We start from the raw sequence: 14,661 nt of genomic DNA, 5'->3' as shown, positions 1-14,661 counted from the left end.
CGGATGCCGCAGCTTAAGGGGCCAGAAGGTCTAAATGCACGTCCGCCAGCCGGTCTATCGCTTCGAGGATGTGCTCCTCGGTGAGCTTTCTGGCCAGCTCGCCGTCTCCCTGCGCGATGGCGGCGGCGATCGCGCGGTGTTCGGCGTAGGCGTTCTCGCGGGTGCCGTGCGGTTCGAGCGGCAGCCACAGCAATCCGCCTCGTTCGCTCTGCAACTGCACTTCTTCCCTGGTCAGCCGCGGCGATTGGGCGGCCGCGGCGACTTCGAGATGGAACTGGCGCTCGGCACGCGACGCCTCCGCGCCGGTCGCCGTGCGGATGTCCTCGGTCGCCAGTTCGAGCCGCTCGATGTCCTCGGGCGAACTCCGCTCGGCGGCGAGTTTGGCCGCGGCGCCCGCGATGGCGAGGTAGTGATCGCCGACGTCGCGAAGCTCGGACAGCGAAACCGTGCGAAGGCGCTCTCGCCACGAAGCGGCCGAAGGGTTGGCAGGCGTCTTCACGAAGCTTCCGCCGCCCCGGCCGCGTCGCGTCTCGACAAGGCCCTGCTGTCGCAAGGCCACGAGCGCTTCGCGGACCGTCACGGTGGAGACGCCGAACTGGGCGGCCAGCTCGGCTTCGCTCGGCAGCTGCTCCGAATCGGCCAGCAGCCCGAGAGTGATGGCGTCGACCAGTCGCGCGGTGACCGCTTCCGCCCGGCCGATCTGGTCGAGCGGAGCGAACATCGCTGATCGCGCGCTGTGCGACATCCCCTTACGCATGGTGGCCCTTCGCCCGTACCGCTACCCGATGGAAGCAATCTTGCCTCATCGTCTTGTCATTTAACATCTGGACTTATATGTTTTAGCGACCTCGCCGCCCCACAAGGGAGCAAGGGACCTTTGCTATCGCCTCACGCCCCCAGGCCCAGTAGCCAGGAGCTCTCGTGCAGCAGTTGAAGCACTTCATCGGCGGTGAGTACACCGGATCCGCGTCGGGCCAGGTCGCCGACGTCGTCGATCCCGTCACCGGCCGTCCGTATCGCACCGCCGCCGTCGCCGGCCCCGAAGACGTCGATCGCGCGCTCAAGGTCGCGGCCGCCGCCTTCGAAACCTGGCGCGAGACCACGCCCGCGCAGCGCCAGCTCGCGTTGCTGAAGATCGCCGACGCCGTCGAAGCACGCACGGAAGAGATCGTGCTCGTCGAATCGGCGGACACCGGCAAGCCGATCGCGCTCACCGCGACCGAAGAGCTGCCGATGATCGTCGACCAGTTGCGGTTCTTCGCGGGGGCCGCGCGTGTCCTCGAAGGACGGTCGGCGGGCGAATACATGGAAGGCCATACCTCTTTCGTCCGCCGAGAGCCGATCGGCGTGTGCGCGCAGGTTACGCCGTGGAACTATCCGCTCCTCATGGCGGTCTGGAAGATCGCCCCCGCGCTCGCCGCCGGGAACACCGTGGTGCTCAAACCGGCCGACACGACGCCCGCCTCGACCCTGCTCTTCGCCGAAATCTGCGCCGGATTCCTGCCGCCAGGCGTGCTCAACGTGATCTGCGGAGACCGCGACACCGGGCGGACGCTCGTCGAGCACGAGATCCCCGCGATGGTGTCCATCACGGGCTCCGTGCGGGCTGGGATCGAGGTCGCCGCTTCGGCCGCGAAGGACGTGAAGCGCGTACACCTGGAACTCGGCGGTAAAGCGCCCGTAGTGGTCTTCGCGGACGCGGACATCGAAGCGGCCGCTGAAGGCATCGCCGCCGCCGGGTACTTCAACGCGGGCCAGGACTGTACGGCGGCGACGCGCGTCCTGGTCGCCGACGAAGTCCACGACACGTTCGTCGCCGCCCTCACCCGGCAGGCGCGGGCGACCACCACCGGCAAACCCGACGACACGTCGGTCACCTACGGCCCTCTCAACAACGCAGCGCAACTCGAACGGGTCGCCGGGTTCGTCGATCGGCTGCCCGAACACGCGGTGGTCCACTGTGGAGGTAAGCGGCAGGGGGACGAGGGTTACTTCTACGAGCCGACGGTGATCTCCGGCGTTCGTCAAGACGACGAGATCAGCCAGACGGAGGTCTTCGGCCCGGTCATCACCGTGCAGCGCTTCGAGACCGAGGCCGAAGCGCTCGCCGCGGCCAACGGCGTCGAGTACGCGCTCGCGTCGTCGGTGTGGACCACCGACCACCAGCGCGCGATGCGGCTGGCCGCGAAGCTCGACTTCGGCTGCGTGTGGATCAACACGCATATCCCGCTGGTAGCCGAAATGCCGCACGGCGGCTTCAAGAAGTCCGGCTACGGCAAGGACCTCTCGCTCTACGGCCTCGAGGACTACACCCGCGTCAAGCACGTGATGAGCGCGCTGTGACGACCACCGAAAGGCACGCCATGCCTCATCAGGCACCCACCGCCGCCGCAGGGGAGCAAGGGACCTTTGCTATCACTTCCGCAGGTGGAGGCGACATTCCGGCCATCCGCCTGTGCGGGCTGCGCAAGGAGTTCGGCCAGGTCCACGCGGTCGACGGCGTCGACCTCGACATCCCACCCGGCGAGTTCTTCTCGATGCTCGGCCCGTCCGGCTCGGGCAAGACGACCGTGCTCCGCATGATCGCCGGCTTCGAGCTCCCGACGGCGGGCACGATCGAACTGCACGGCCGCGACGTCAGCCGTCTCGCGCCCTTCGACCGCGACGTCAACACCGTCTTCCAGGACTACGCGCTCTTCCCGCACATGACCGTGCAGCAGAACATCGAGTACGGCCTCCGCGTGAAGCGCGTCCCCCGCGCGGAGCGCCGTCAGCGTGCGAAGGAAGCTCTCGACACTGTCCGGCTCGGCGAGTTCGGCGAGCGCAAACCCGATCAGCTCTCCGGCGGCCAGCGTCAGCGCGTCGCGCTCGCCAGGGCACTGGTCAACCGGCCGAAGGTGCTCCTGCTCGACGAACCGCTCGGCGCCCTCGACCTGAAGCTGCGCCACACCATGCAGACCGAGCTGAAACAGATCCAGCGCGACGTCGGCATCACCTTCATCTTCGTCACCCACGACCAGGACGAGGCGTTGACGATGAGCGACCGCATCGCGGTGTTCAACGCCGGCCGGATCGAACAGGTCGGCTCACCGGTCGAGGTCTACGAGCGGCCCGCGTCGGCGTTCGTCGCCGGATTCGTCGGCACCTCGAACCTGCTCAGCGGCGGCGGCGCCGAGAACATCATCGGCGAACCCGGTGTGTTCAGCATCCGCCCCGAAAAGATCCGCATCGACGCCGATCTCTCGAAGACCGCGGAGGTCGGCGAGACCAGCGCCACCGGCACGGTCACCAACACCGTCTACGCCGGCGCGACCGTGCGCTACGAGGTGACCCTCGACGCCGGCGGCCAGCTCTCCGTGGTCCGGCAGAACACCGCCGAACCCGCGGGCTTCGAGGGCGGCCGTGTCCGCCTGAGCTGGCGGCACGAACACAGCTTCCGCGTCCCCGAAGCCGGTTAGTTCTCCCCAGCACCGAAAGGTTGTTCAATGAAGAACAGGAAACTCGCGCTCGCCGGCCTGCTCGGCGCCGGCCTGCTCGTGGCCGCCTGCGGAACCTCCGGATCCGGCTCGACCGCGGCCGCGCCCGGCGGACAGGGCTTCACCCCGCCGAAGCTCGACGCGCTCGCGCAGCTCGGTCAGCCGGAGGGCCAGGTCAACGTGCTGGCCTGGCCCGGCTACGCGGAGAACGGCTCCAACGATCCGGCCGTCGACTGGGTCACCGGCTTCGAGAAGGAGACCGGCTGCAAGGTCAACGTCAAGGCGTTCGGCACCTCCGACGAGGCCGTGAGCCTGATGAAGACCGGACAGTACGACGTCATCTCCGCCTCCGGTGACGCTTCGCTGCGGCTCATCGCGTCCGGAGACGTCGAACCGGTGAACACCGCGCTAGTGCCGAACTACGCCGACGTCTTCGACTTCCTCAAGAACCGCCCGTGGAACAGCGTCAACAACGTGTCCTATGGCGTGCCGCACGGCTGGGGCGCGAACCTGCTCACCTGGCGCACCGACAAGGTGACCCCGGCGCCGACGTCGTGGTCGGTCATGTTCGACGCGAACAGCCCGTACAAGGGCAAGATCACCGCCTACGACTCGCCGATCTACATCGCCGACGCCGCGCTGTACCTGCAGACGCACAAACCCGAACTCGGCATCAAGAACCCGTACGCCTTGGACGACAAGCAGTTCCAGGCCGCCGTCGACCTGCTCAAGCAACAGCGCCCGATGGTGGCGGAGTACTGGTCGGACTACCTGAAGGAGAGCCAGGCTCTCAAGAGCGGCGACGCGGTGGTCGGCACCGCCTGGCAGGTCACGGTGAACCTGACCAAGAGCGAGGGCGCACCGGTCGAGTCCGTGCTTCCGTCCGAAGGCGCGACCGGCTGGTCGGACACCTGGATGGTGTCGGCGAAGTCGCCGCACAAGACGTGCTCCTACAAGTGGCTGAACCACATCGTCAGTCCGAAGGCCAACGCCCAGGTGGCCGAGTACTTCGGTGAATCGCCCTCGAACCCCAAGGCGTGCGCCGAAACCAAGAACAAGGCGCACTGCGAGACCTTCCATGCCGGTGACGCCGCGTACGCCTCGAAGATCCAGTACTGGACGACGCCGATCGCGCAGTGCCTCGACGGCCGCACCGACGTCAAGTGCAAGGACTACGGCGAATGGACCCGCGCCTGGACCGAGATCAAGGGCTGACCTCCCGAACTCCGGGAGCGGACGGTGGTGCCCCCCCAACGCCGTCCGCTCCCGGTCCCATCCCTCACCTGGTGGAGACGATGACGACCACCTTCGATTCGCCCAGGCGGAAAACCTCCGCCTTCCTGTACCGCAAACCCCGGCTGCGACTGGGAATCCTGCTCTCCGCGCCGATGCTGTGGCTCGGCCTCGCCTACCTCGGCGCGCTGGCCGCGTTGTTCGTGACCGCGTTCTGGAGCACCGACGTCTTCACGGGCCAGGTCGTGACCGAGTGGTCACTGAACAACTTCGTCACCCTCTTCAGTGACGCGGTGTACCGCACGATCACCCTCCGGACGGTCGGGATCGCCGCGCTCGTCACGGTGGTCACCGCGATCATCGCCTTCCCGATGGCGTTCTACATGGCCAAATTCGCCTCACCGAGGGCGCGGCGCCTCCTGGTCATCGCCGTCATGACGCCGTTGTGGGCGAGCTACCTGGTGAAGGCCTACGCGTGGCGGACCATGTTGTCCGGCAACGGGGTCCTGCACTGGCTGCTGAACCCGTTCGGCCTCGACACCCCCGGCTACGGCGTGCTCGCGACCGTGATCACCCTGTCGTATCTCTGGCTGCCGTACATGATCCTGCCGATCTACGCGGGCCTGGAGCGGCTGCCGACCTCGCTGGTGGACGCCTCGGGCGACCTCGGCGCCCGGCCGTTCCGGACGTTCCGCTCGGTGGTGCTGCCGGTGACGTTCCCGGCCGTCGTCGCCGGCTCGATCTTCACGTTCTCGTTGTCGCTGGGCGACTACATCGCGGTCAAGATCGTCGGCGGCACGTCGCAGATGCTCGGCAACGTCGTCTACGACAACATCGGCGCGGCCAACAACCTGCCCTTCGCGGCGACCGTCGCGACCGTACCCGTGATGATCATGCTCGCCTACCTCGCCGCCGTGCGCCGCACAGGCGCGTTGGACAACCTGTAGGAGCGCGCGATGCGGCTTTCCCGGACGACCAAATACCTTCTGCTCGCGGCGCTGGTGCTCGGCCTCGCGGTGATCTACTTTCCGCTGCTGGTGGTGCTGCTCAACTCCTTCAACGCCGACACCACCTTCGGGTGGCCGCCGTCCAGCTTCACCCTCGAATGGTGGGGCCGGGCCGCAGACAACGAAGGCGCCCTGAACGCGCTCGGCACGAGTGTCCGAGCAGGACTCGCCGCGACCGCGATCGCCCTGGTACTAGGCACAATGGCGGCCTTCGCGCTGCAGAAGTACCGCTTCTTCGGCCGCAATCAGGTGTCGCTGCTGATCATCCTGCCGATCGCGCTGCCCGGTATCGTCACCGGTATCGCGCTGAACAACGCCTTCCGCACGATCCTCGGCATCGACCTCGGCCTGTTCACCGCGATCGTCGCGCACGCGACGTTCTGCATCGTGGTGGTGTTCAACAACGTCGTCGCGCGCCTGCGGCGTATGGGCGGCAACCTCGAAGAGGCGTCGATGGACCTCGGCGCCGACGGGCTCACGACGTTCCGGCTGGTGACCTTCCCGATGCTGCGCTCGGCACTCCTGGCAGGCGGCCTGCTGGCGTTCGCCCTGTCGTTCGACGAAATCATCGTCACGACGTTCACCCTCGGGACCGGACTGGAGACCCTGCCGATCTGGATCCTGAACAACCTGTTCCGGCCGAATCAGGCGCCGATCGTCAACGTCGTGGCCGCCGTGCTGATCCTGGCTTCGACCGTTCCGGTCTATCTGGCGCAACGGCTTTCCGGCGACACGACCTCGGGCGGCCGGTTGTAGTCGCTCCTACCGAAAGGAATCCGTCGCCTCACGGAGCGCGGCCAGCATCCCGGGATCCGTCACAGCGTGCCCGGCCGCCTCCACCAGCTCCAGTTTCGAATCCGGCCAAGCCCGGTGCAGTTCGTAAGCCGTCGTCGGCGGGCATACCGCGTCGTATCGACCCTGCACGATCACGCCGGGGATCCCGGTCAGCTTCCCGGCTTCCCGGATCAGCTGCCCTTCCTCAAGCCATGCGCCATGGCAGAAGTAGTGCAGCGCCAGCCGGGCGAACGTGACAGCGAACTCCGGTGACGCGTACTGGTTGCGGAAGGCGGGGTCCGGTCGCAGGCAGACGATCGCGCCTTCCCAGGCGCTCCAGGCGATGGCGGCACGTTCTCGAATCGCCCGATCGGGGTGGTAGACGAGCTCGCGGTACGCCGAAAGTGGGTCATCGCGGCGGTCCTCGGGGATCGGGGCGAGGAACGCTTCCCACTCCCGGGGGAAGAGGTTCGCAGCGCCGCCGTTGTAGATCCAGTCGAGTTCGCTGCGGCGGACGGTGAAGACGCCTCGCAGGATGATCTCGCTGACACGGCTCGGGTGGGCTTCGGCGTAGGCGAGGGCGAGGGTCACGCCCCATGAGCCGCCGAAGAGTTGCCACTGGTCGAGATTCAGCCGTTCGCGCAGCTTTTCCATGTCCGAGACGAGGTGCCAGAGGGTGTTGACCGACAGGTCTACGTCCGGCGTGCCGATGTGCGGAGTGCTGCGGCCGGCACCGCGCTGGTCGAACAGGATGATCCGGTAGGCATCGGGGTCGAAATGCCGCCGGGCCATCGAGGAGATGCCGCTACCAGGGCCGCCGTGCAGGACGACCACCGGTTTGCCGTCCGGGTTCCCGGCTTCCTGGCAGTAGATCCGGTGCCCGTCGCCGACGTCGAGCATGCCCTCGGCGCGCACATGGATCGGCGGGTACAGGTCATCCATAAGGACACTCTGCCCGAATAGGCGAGTGTCCGAAGGGTGGGGGCCCGCCCCCGCCGCCGGGCTGAGCGGGCCCCCGGTCTTCGGTCGCGTCAGCAGCCCGCCGTGGCGGCCACGTTCGCGAATCCCTTCCCGGCACCGGTCACCTTGTTGCTGGCGCAGACCTTGTTCCCCGTCGCGGCCTTCACGAGGTAGAAGCCGTAGGCGAAGCTGGACCACACGTCCGCGGTGTTGCCGGAGAAGGTGTTTCCGCGGCCCCAGCCGTCGAGCTGGACGTGGACTTCGAAGCCGCCGTAGGTCGCGTCGTGCACGAATACCTTGCTGCCCCGGTTGTCCGCGACCACGTAGTTGTTGCCCTTCATGTCCACCCAGCTGTCGGCGAAGTGCTCGCCGCTCTGCCCGGTCCCGTCGAAGACGTTGCCGCGCAGCTCACCGCCGGTGGTGCCTTCCTTGACGTCGATCGACTCGGCTCGCACGTTCGGGCCGATCTTGTTGTTCAGCGCCTTGTTGCGGTCGCTCCGGTCGGGCGTGCCGCCGGGCCAGTTGCCCTTCGCGGAACCGAAGTAGATGCCTTCGCCGTAGCCCGCGTATTCGCGACCGGTGTCGGTCACCTCGGAGTTCTTCACGATGTTGTCGGTGCTCGTGTACTGGAAATGGATGCCTTCGTGGCCGACGCCGGTGACCTTGATGCCGTCGACGACGGTGTTCCTGACGCCTGTCGCCATCAGGCCCTTCTGGCCACCGGTGAGGGTGAAGCCGGTCAGGTTCCAGTGGCTGCCCGTCAATTCCAGCGTGCGCCCGGCCGAGGCCTTGATGACCGCGCTCCGCGGCCCCTTCAGGGTGATACGGCTGCTGGCCGTGCCGCTCTTCGCCGCCTTGAAGTTGCCCGTGAAGGTCGTGTCGGCCGCGAGTTCGATGACCGTGCCCGGAGTGACCGAAGCAAGCGCCGCCGTTAGCTGCTCCGAAGTCCCTACGCGGATTGTCGCGGCTTCAGCTGGGTACGCCGCCAGCGTGGACAGCAGGGCGGCGCCGGTCGCAAGAGCCAGAACCCGCTCACGAACACGCATCCGTGGTCCTCCTCGTCGAGGGATCGAAGCTTGGTCGTGGCGGCGACGGCTAGACGGTAAGCCTCTTTACGAATGCGCGTCAAGGACATGATTGAAGTTCATATACGTGAACAACTAAAGGAGGGTCACCCCCGCGAGGCCTACCCGAAAGAGAGCAAGGGACCTTTGCTACCACGCTCGCGACGGGCAGAGGGTGTGTGGAAATAGAGACACTCAACGTCCCTATTTCCACACACCCCCGGACTCCGCGTAGTGACCGTGTGGATTTTGGTGCGTTCGATGACCCGAAATCCACACAGTGCCCGCGGGGGAGCAAGGGACCTTTGCTACCACTCGCCAGCCGGGCGGAGCGGTAGCAAAGGTCCCTTGCTCTCTTTTGGCAGGTCAGAGGTGTGTCAGTCCTGGAACGAGTGCTCCGGAGCCGGGAACTCGCCTCGCCGGACATCCTCCGCGAACGCCGTCGCGGCCCCCGCCAGCACGCCGGCGAGGTCGGCGTACTTCTTCACGAAACGAGGGGTCCTGCCGCGTCGAAGCCCGGCCATGTCCTGCCAGACGAGCACCTGCGCGTCGCAATCCGGCCCGGCGCCGATACCGACGGTCGGGATCTTCAGTTCGTGCGTGATCCGCTTCGCCGCTTCGGACGGCACCATCTCCATGACGACGGCGAAGGCGCCTGCCTCCTCCAAGGCGAGCGCGTCGGCGAGCAGCGCTTCGGCCGCTTCGCCGCGTCCCTGGACTCGATAGCCGCCCAGATTGTGTTCACTCTGCGGGGTGAATCCGATATGTCCCATCACCGGGACGCCGGCCGACGTCAGCGCCTCGACATGCGGAGCGAATTTCCGTCCGCCTTCGAGTTTCACCGCGTGCGCGCGGCCTTCCTTCATGAACCGCACCGAGGTTTCCAGCGCCTGCTGCGGGGAGAGCTGATACGAGCCGAACGGCAGATCGGCCACGACCAGCGCCCGCTTCACCGATCGGGTCACCGCCCGGACCAGCGGAAGCAGTTCCTCGACGGTCACCGGAAGCGAAGTGTCGTAACCGAAGACGTTGTTCGACGCCGAATCCCCGACCAACAGCACGGGAATGCCCACTTCGTCGAACAGCGCGGCGGTGTACATGTCGTAGGCGGTAAGCATCGGCCAGGTTTCGCCGCGCTCTTTCATGTCGCGAAGGTGATGTACGCGGACCTTCTTCCCAGATGTGGCCTGGGGCGCCGCGCCGGTCCCGTACGGAGCCGCGAGCTCGCCGGAATCCTTTTCGGTGGCAGACATCCTTGTCGACCGTCCTTCCCTCGAGGCCTCGAAGAGGTCCCCGGGTCGTGGAGCTGAACAGGCCAAGCGTGACATGCCCATATGGCCGTCCCAAGGCCCTGCGACCAGCTTCACACAGGGCCGTCACACCCGCGAATGAGGAAATTCAGACCAGAGGATGATGATCGTTGACAACCACACGGGGTTGTGTGACGTCAAGTAAGTACAGCTGTCGATCTCCTGTGTGTACCGCGAAGGACCAGAATGGCAAACCCAGTGAGCCGAGTCGCGCCGTGGAAGGCGAGGGCGGGCGGCATCGTCGCCACCCTCGTGCAGCTCGCGGCCGTGTTCTCGGTGATCCTCCTGCTCGCCGGCGGTGTGAAGGGGCCGGTGCTCAGGACGGGTGACATCGCCTTCTCGGCCTTGAGCATCCCGACGAACGCGAGCCTCGTGATCGTCCTGCTGCTCGTCGTCCTCGGCGCCGCGCTCCGCCGCCGCAAACGCGCCGCGCTTTACACGCTGCTGCTGTTCCAGGTCGGTGGACTGGCGGTGACGCTGGCGTTCCAAGCCGCGCTGCTGTGGTGGCCCGAGCTGCTGAAACTCGGTCCGTGGCAGGTCCGGCACATTCCGCATCAGGTGTGGGTGCTGGCCATCGCCGACCTGATCTCCCTCGGCATGATCGCGTTCCTGTGGATCCTGCGCCCGGCGTTCCCGGCCAGGCTCGCCCCCGGCGCGTGGCGCGATGGACTCACCGTCCTGTTCGGCGGCCTGGCCGCGGTCATTGTCGTCGGCTGGGGCTTGAGCGAAGCCTTTCCCGGTCGTCTCGCCGACACCTGGGCACGCTTCGCCTGGGTCGTCAACCACACGACCGGCGAGAACATTCAGCTGCGCCGGGTCGGCATCGGTGAAGGGCCCGCTTGGCTCGATCTCGTGCTCGACCTCAGCGCGACAGCCGTCGCGACTGCCGCGTTGTACACGCTCTTCCGCGGCGTGCGGAGCCGTCGCTTGAGGACGGACGAGGAAGAACTGCGCGTACGCCGCCTTCTTGCCGAACACGGCGAAGACGACTCGCTGGGCTATTTCGCCACCAGGCGCGAGAAGAGCGTCGTCTTCTCGCCCAACGGCCGCGCCGCCGTGGCCTATCGCGTGCTCGCGGGCACCAGCGTCGCGAGCGCGGACCCCATCGGCGATCCCGACGCCTGGCCCGACGCCGTCCGCTCCTGGCTGAACGAAGCGCGCACCTACGGCTGGACGCCCGGCGTGCTCGGCGCGAGTGAACATGGCGCGAAGGTCTACGCCGACGCGGGCCTGCGTGCGCTGGAAATAGGTGACGAAGCCGTCCTCGACGTCCGTGACTTCAGCCTGGCCGGACCGGAACGGCGCTCGGTCCGCCAAGCCGTCAAACGGATCGAACGGGCCGGATACACCACGAAAGTCCGTCGGCACAGCGAAATCCCGGCCGACGAAATGGCCAAGCTCCTGCTGCACGCACAGCAGTGGCGCGGAGCGGAAACCGAGCGCGGGTTCTCGATGGCTCTCGGCAGGCTCGGAGATCCGAGTGACGGCCGCAGCGTGATGGTGGAGGCGTACGACGCCAAGGGTCAGCTTCGCGGCATGCTGTCGTTCGTGCCGTGGGGCCGTCGCGGCCTGTCCCTCGACCTGATGCGGCGCGACCGCGACGCCGAAAACGGCCTCAACGAATACATGGTCGCGGAGGTCGTCGCGGCGAGCTCACACCTTGGCGCACAACGGATTTCACTGAATTTCGCGATGTTCCGCGCGGTCTTCTCCGAGGGGGAGCGGATCGGCGCGGGCCCGGTGCTGCGCGCCTGGCGCGGCGTTCTCAGCATGGCGTCGCGCTTCTTCCAGCTGGAATCGCTCTACCGGTCCAACGCCAAGTACGGCCCCGACTGGGAGCCGCGTTTCCTGTGCTATTCCTCGGCTCGACGGCTGCCTCGGGTCGGCATCGTCGCCGGTGCGCTCGAAGGATTCGTTCCGACAGGCCGGTCGGGACGAGCACTGAAACTGGAGACCGTCACCGACGACTTCGTCGCCGAGGTGCACCGCATCGAAGCGAACGCGGCCACCCCCGCGCCGAAACAGGTGCGGCGCCCCGATCAGGTCCGGGTGCGGATGGCGAAGCTGGATCGCTTGCGGGAAGCGGGGATCGATCCCTATCCGGTCGGCTTCGCCCGGGAGGATCTGCTCGGTGACGTCGTCTCGAAGTTCGGTGATCTGAGCCCGGACACCCGGACCGGTCATCGGGTCCGGGTCGCGGGCCGGGTGCTCGCGATGCGAAACCTCGGCGGTCTGTGCTTCGCCCGGGTCAAGGATTTCAGCGGCGAGATCCAGTTGATGCTCGACGCCTCCGTGCTCGACCCGGGCGGCTGGCGGCGAGGCGTCGACCTCGGCGATCACGTCGGCGTGAGCGGGCAGGTCGTGACATCACGGCGCGGTGAACTTTCCGTGCTCGTCGACGAATGGACCGTTACGGCGAAGAGCCTGCATCCGTTGCCGGACAAGCGAAAGGGCCTCACCGACCCCGAGACGCGGGTGCGGCAGCGTTACCTCGACCTAGCCGTGAACCCGGATTCGACGGCGATGCTGCGGATGCGCTCGACCGTGGTGCGCGCGGTGCGGGAACGGCTGCACCAGGGTGATTACCTCGAAGTCGAGACGCCGATGCTGCAGACGGTCCACGGCGGCGCCAACGCTCGCCCGTTCATCACGCACATCAACGCCTACGACATGCGGATGTACCTGCGGATCGCCCCCGAGCTGTACCTGAAGCGGTTGTGCGTGGCTGGTGTCGAGCGCGTTTTCGAGCTGAACCGGAACTTCCGCAACGAAGGCGTCGACGCGACCCACAACCCCGAATTCACCATGCTGGAGGCGTACCAGGCGTACGCCGACTACAACACGATGCGGACGCTGACGCGGGAACTCGTGCAGTGCGCCGCGGAAGCCGCGTACGGCGCGCAGGTCGTTCGCCGTCCGGGGGCGGACGGTCAGGTCGTCGAGTACGACATCTCCGGCGACTGGCCGGTGATCCCGGTGCATGAAGCCGTTTCGGCTGCGCTCGGGGAAAAGATCGACGCGAGCACCTCGGTCGCCGAGCTCCAGCGGCTGTGCCGTGCGGCGGGAGTGCCGGTGAACGAGGAGGCCGGGCACGGCGATCTCGTGCTGAAGGCCCACGAGCACCTGGTCGAAGGCGCGACCGTGCTGCCGACCTTCTACACCGACTACCCGACCGACGTCTCGCCGCTGACCCGGCAACATCGAGTGGACCCGCGGCTGGCCGAGCGCTGGGACCTGATCGCGTTCGGCTCCGAAGTCGGCACGGCCTACACCGAGCTGACCGACCCGCTCGAACAACGGCGGCGGCTGGAGACCCAGTCGCTGCGCGCGGCGAGCGGGGACGTCGAGGCGATGGAGCTGGACGAGGACTTCCTGCTCGCGCTCGAACACGGCATGCCGCCGACCGGCGGGCTCGGCATCGGCGTCGACCGGCTGCTGATGATGCTGACCGGGGCGTCGATCCGGCAGACGGTGCTGTTCCCGTTCGTCCGCCCGCAGGGCTAGCGGGGGAGCAAGGGACCTTTGCTACCACCTCTCTCGATCTTGAGGGAAGTGGTAGCAAAGGTCCCTTGCTCTCTTCCTGGCCGAAACGCCGCAACAAGCCGGTGCCGGATGCCATGATCCCCTTCCCAACGGAAGGAGCCGCCATGGCTGGAAACGTTCCCCCGGTCGCCGACGAGCGCGAAGGTCTTCTCGCGTACCTCGAGCAGCAGCGCCACGTCCTGCGGATCGCGGCGCACGGCCTCACCGAAGAACAGGCCAGAGCCGTCCCGACCAAGAGCTCCCTGAGTGTCGGCGGCCTGATCAAGCACACCGCGAGCACGGAAGACGGCTGGATCGACATCCTTCTCCAGAAGCCCGCGAAGCCGATGGACGAAGCGATGAAGGAGTACGAAGCCGGGTACGTGATGACGCCGGAAGAGACGGTCGAAAGCGTCCTCGCGCGCTACGACGAGGTCGCTCGCCGCACTTCGGACGTCATCGCAGGCATCGCGGACCTCGGCCAGCCGGTCCCGGTGCCGAAGGGCGTGCCCTGGTATCCGCAGGACGTCGACGCGTGGTCGGTCCGCTGGGTGCTGCTCCACCTCATCGAGGAGACCGCGCGCCACGCCGGGCACGCCGACATCATCCGCGAGCACATCGACGGCGCGACGGCGATCCCGCTGATGGCCGCCGCGGAAGGCTGGCCGGAGACGCCTTGGCTCAAGCCCTGGTCACCTACCCAAGGCGACTAGAACAAGGTCGGTTCGTCCGCCAAAGCGCCTTCGATGACCAGCATCCGGCGCTTGGTGGCGACCCCTCCGCGCGCCGAGAAGCCACCGTCCTTGCCGCCCGCCGCGAGCACGCGATGGCACGGAACGATGATCGGGAACGGGTTCCGGCCCATCGCCTGCCCCACGGCCTGCGCGCCGCCGGGCATGCCGAGGATGTTCGCGATGTCGCCGTAGGTCAGCGTCTTGCCCGCGGGGATGGTGCGGATGAATTCGTAGACGCGGTGGTGGAAGTCCGGTACTCCTTCGTAGTCGAGGCCGACGTCGGTGAGATCCGTGCGCGCGCCGTCCATCAACGAGACGATTCCGTCGATCGCGCGCTGGATCTCGCCCGGCGGCGTGGATTCGGCCGCCTCGGGAAGGCGCGCGGTCAGTCGCGCCCTCGTCTTCTCTTCACTGCCCTCGGGGAGCTGGACCGCGACGACCCCGCGTTCGCTCCACGCGATGCCGCAGTCGCCGATCGCGGTGCCGAACACGGAATAGCCCGGTGCCGTCATGTACCCAGGGTACGAGAGCGGTCCGACAGTTTCGGATTCGTCGCCGGGCCGTGGTGCCGCCGGAGCCGT

The 14,661-nt window shown here is 67.2% G+C and carries 12 protein-coding genes; 7 read left to right on the top strand and 5 right to left on the bottom strand.

Annotated elements, in window-relative coordinates:
- Window positions 1–13: 13 nt before the first annotated feature.
- Window positions 14–757 (bottom strand): FadR/GntR family transcriptional regulator, encoded by a 744-nt coding sequence (locus tag CVV72_RS23060; RefSeq protein WP_034313079.1) that lies wholly within the window; start codon window positions 755–757, stop codon window positions 14–16.
- Window positions 758–921: 164 nt separating this feature from the next.
- On the opposite strand from CVV72_RS23060, the gene CVV72_RS23055 reads away from it, so the two are divergent.
- The 5 genes from CVV72_RS23055 (at window position 922) to CVV72_RS23035 (ending at window position 6,472) form a co-directional block, all read left to right on the top strand.
- Window positions 922–2,343: a gamma-aminobutyraldehyde dehydrogenase gene (locus tag CVV72_RS23055; RefSeq protein WP_219145770.1), complete on the top strand. Its 1,422-nt coding sequence runs from the start codon at window positions 922–924 to the stop codon at window positions 2,341–2,343.
- A 20-nt stretch (window positions 2,344–2,363) separates the two neighbouring features.
- Window positions 2,364–3,458 (top strand): ABC transporter ATP-binding protein, encoded by a 1,095-nt coding sequence (locus CVV72_RS23050; protein WP_370641969.1) that lies wholly within the window; start codon window positions 2,364–2,366, stop codon window positions 3,456–3,458.
- A gap of 27 nt (window positions 3,459–3,485) precedes the next feature.
- The gene (locus tag CVV72_RS23045) at window positions 3,486–4,691 is read left to right on the top strand and encodes an ABC transporter substrate-binding protein (RefSeq protein ID WP_219145768.1); all 1,206 of its coding nucleotides are present in this window, start codon (window positions 3,486–3,488) and stop codon (window positions 4,689–4,691) included.
- A gap of 80 nt (window positions 4,692–4,771) precedes the next feature.
- On the top strand, window positions 4,772–5,656 hold the full coding sequence (locus tag CVV72_RS23040) for an ABC transporter permease (protein ID WP_219145767.1): 885 nt from the start codon (window positions 4,772–4,774) through the stop codon (window positions 5,654–5,656).
- A 9-nt stretch (window positions 5,657–5,665) separates the two neighbouring features.
- Window positions 5,666–6,472, top strand: coding sequence for an ABC transporter permease (locus CVV72_RS23035; protein WP_219145766.1), 807 nt, complete (start codon window positions 5,666–5,668; stop codon window positions 6,470–6,472).
- Between the two features lie 6 nt (window positions 6,473–6,478).
- Here the strand turns inward: CVV72_RS23035 and pip are convergent, their stop codons facing one another.
- The 3 genes from pip to panB all read right to left on the bottom strand — a co-directional run bounded on the left by pip (window position 6,479) and on the right by panB (window position 9,767).
- Entirely contained in the window at window positions 6,479–7,432 is a 954-nt protein-coding gene (gene pip, locus CVV72_RS23030; protein WP_219145765.1) for a prolyl aminopeptidase, read from the bottom strand.
- A gap of 89 nt (window positions 7,433–7,521) precedes the next feature.
- Window positions 7,522–8,496, bottom strand: coding sequence for a right-handed parallel beta-helix repeat-containing protein (locus CVV72_RS23025; protein ID WP_219145764.1), 975 nt, complete (start codon window positions 8,494–8,496; stop codon window positions 7,522–7,524).
- 395 nt (window positions 8,497–8,891) lie between these two features.
- On the bottom strand, window positions 8,892–9,767 hold the full coding sequence (panB, locus tag CVV72_RS23020; RefSeq protein ID WP_219145763.1) for a 3-methyl-2-oxobutanoate hydroxymethyltransferase: 876 nt from the start codon (window positions 9,765–9,767) through the stop codon (window positions 8,892–8,894).
- 243 nt (window positions 9,768–10,010) lie between these two features.
- Between panB and lysX the strand changes: the two genes are divergently transcribed.
- Together lysX and CVV72_RS23010 are read left to right on the top strand one after the other, a co-directional pair.
- Window positions 10,011–13,328 (top strand): bifunctional lysylphosphatidylglycerol synthetase/lysine--tRNA ligase LysX, encoded by a 3,318-nt coding sequence (lysX, locus tag CVV72_RS23015; RefSeq protein ID WP_219145762.1) that lies wholly within the window; start codon window positions 10,011–10,013, stop codon window positions 13,326–13,328.
- 143 nt (window positions 13,329–13,471) lie between these two features.
- Complete coding sequence (locus CVV72_RS23010; RefSeq protein WP_219145761.1) at window positions 13,472–14,059, top strand: DinB family protein; 588 nt, start codon at window positions 13,472–13,474, stop codon at window positions 14,057–14,059.
- Here the strand turns inward: CVV72_RS23010 and CVV72_RS23005 are convergent.
- A complete protein-coding gene (locus CVV72_RS23005; RefSeq protein ID WP_219145760.1) occupies window positions 14,056–14,592 on the bottom strand; it encodes a methylated-DNA--[protein]-cysteine S-methyltransferase in 537 nt (178 codons plus the stop codon). The two genes, CVV72_RS23010 and CVV72_RS23005, sit on opposite strands and share 4 nt — an antisense overlap.
- Between the last annotated feature and the right edge of the window lie 69 nt (window positions 14,593–14,661).

Origin of the sequence: Amycolatopsis sp. TNS106 (genome assembly GCF_019330265.1) — a bacterium.
In the GTDB taxonomy this organism is placed as follows: Bacteria; Actinomycetota; Actinomycetes; order Mycobacteriales; family Pseudonocardiaceae; genus Amycolatopsis; species Amycolatopsis lurida.
Note: the sequence above shows the minus strand (reverse complement) of the source record. Positions and strands in the feature narration are given on the sequence as shown.

What these genes read in the sequence shown, in the direction of transcription:
- lysX (WP_219145762.1), top strand. Translation starts at nt 10,011, where the DNA reads ATGGCAAACCCAGTGAGCCGAGTCGCGCCGTGGAAGGCGAGGGCGGGC.
- CVV72_RS23025 (WP_219145764.1), bottom strand. Translation starts at nt 8,496, where the DNA reads ATGCGTGTTCGTGAGCGGGTTCTGGCTCTTGCGACCGGCGCCGCCCTG.
- panB (WP_219145763.1), bottom strand. Translation starts at nt 9,767, where the DNA reads ATGTCTGCCACCGAAAAGGATTCCGGCGAGCTCGCGGCTCCGTACGGG.
- pip (WP_219145765.1), bottom strand. Translation starts at nt 7,432, where the DNA reads ATGGATGACCTGTACCCGCCGATCCATGTGCGCGCCGAGGGCATGCTC.
- CVV72_RS23060 (WP_034313079.1), bottom strand. Translation starts at nt 757, where the DNA reads ATGCGTAAGGGGATGTCGCACAGCGCGCGATCAGCGATGTTCGCTCCG.
- CVV72_RS23010 (WP_219145761.1), top strand. Translation starts at nt 13,472, where the DNA reads ATGGCTGGAAACGTTCCCCCGGTCGCCGACGAGCGCGAAGGTCTTCTC.
- CVV72_RS23040 (WP_219145767.1), top strand. Translation starts at nt 4,772, where the DNA reads ATGACGACCACCTTCGATTCGCCCAGGCGGAAAACCTCCGCCTTCCTG.
- CVV72_RS23045 (WP_219145768.1), top strand. Translation starts at nt 3,486, where the DNA reads ATGAAGAACAGGAAACTCGCGCTCGCCGGCCTGCTCGGCGCCGGCCTG.
- CVV72_RS23005 (WP_219145760.1), bottom strand. Translation starts at nt 14,592, where the DNA reads ATGACGGCACCGGGCTATTCCGTGTTCGGCACCGCGATCGGCGACTGC.
- CVV72_RS23035 (WP_219145766.1), top strand. Translation starts at nt 5,666, where the DNA reads ATGCGGCTTTCCCGGACGACCAAATACCTTCTGCTCGCGGCGCTGGTG.
- CVV72_RS23050 (WP_370641969.1), top strand. Translation starts at nt 2,364, where the DNA reads ATGCCTCATCAGGCACCCACCGCCGCCGCAGGGGAGCAAGGGACCTTT.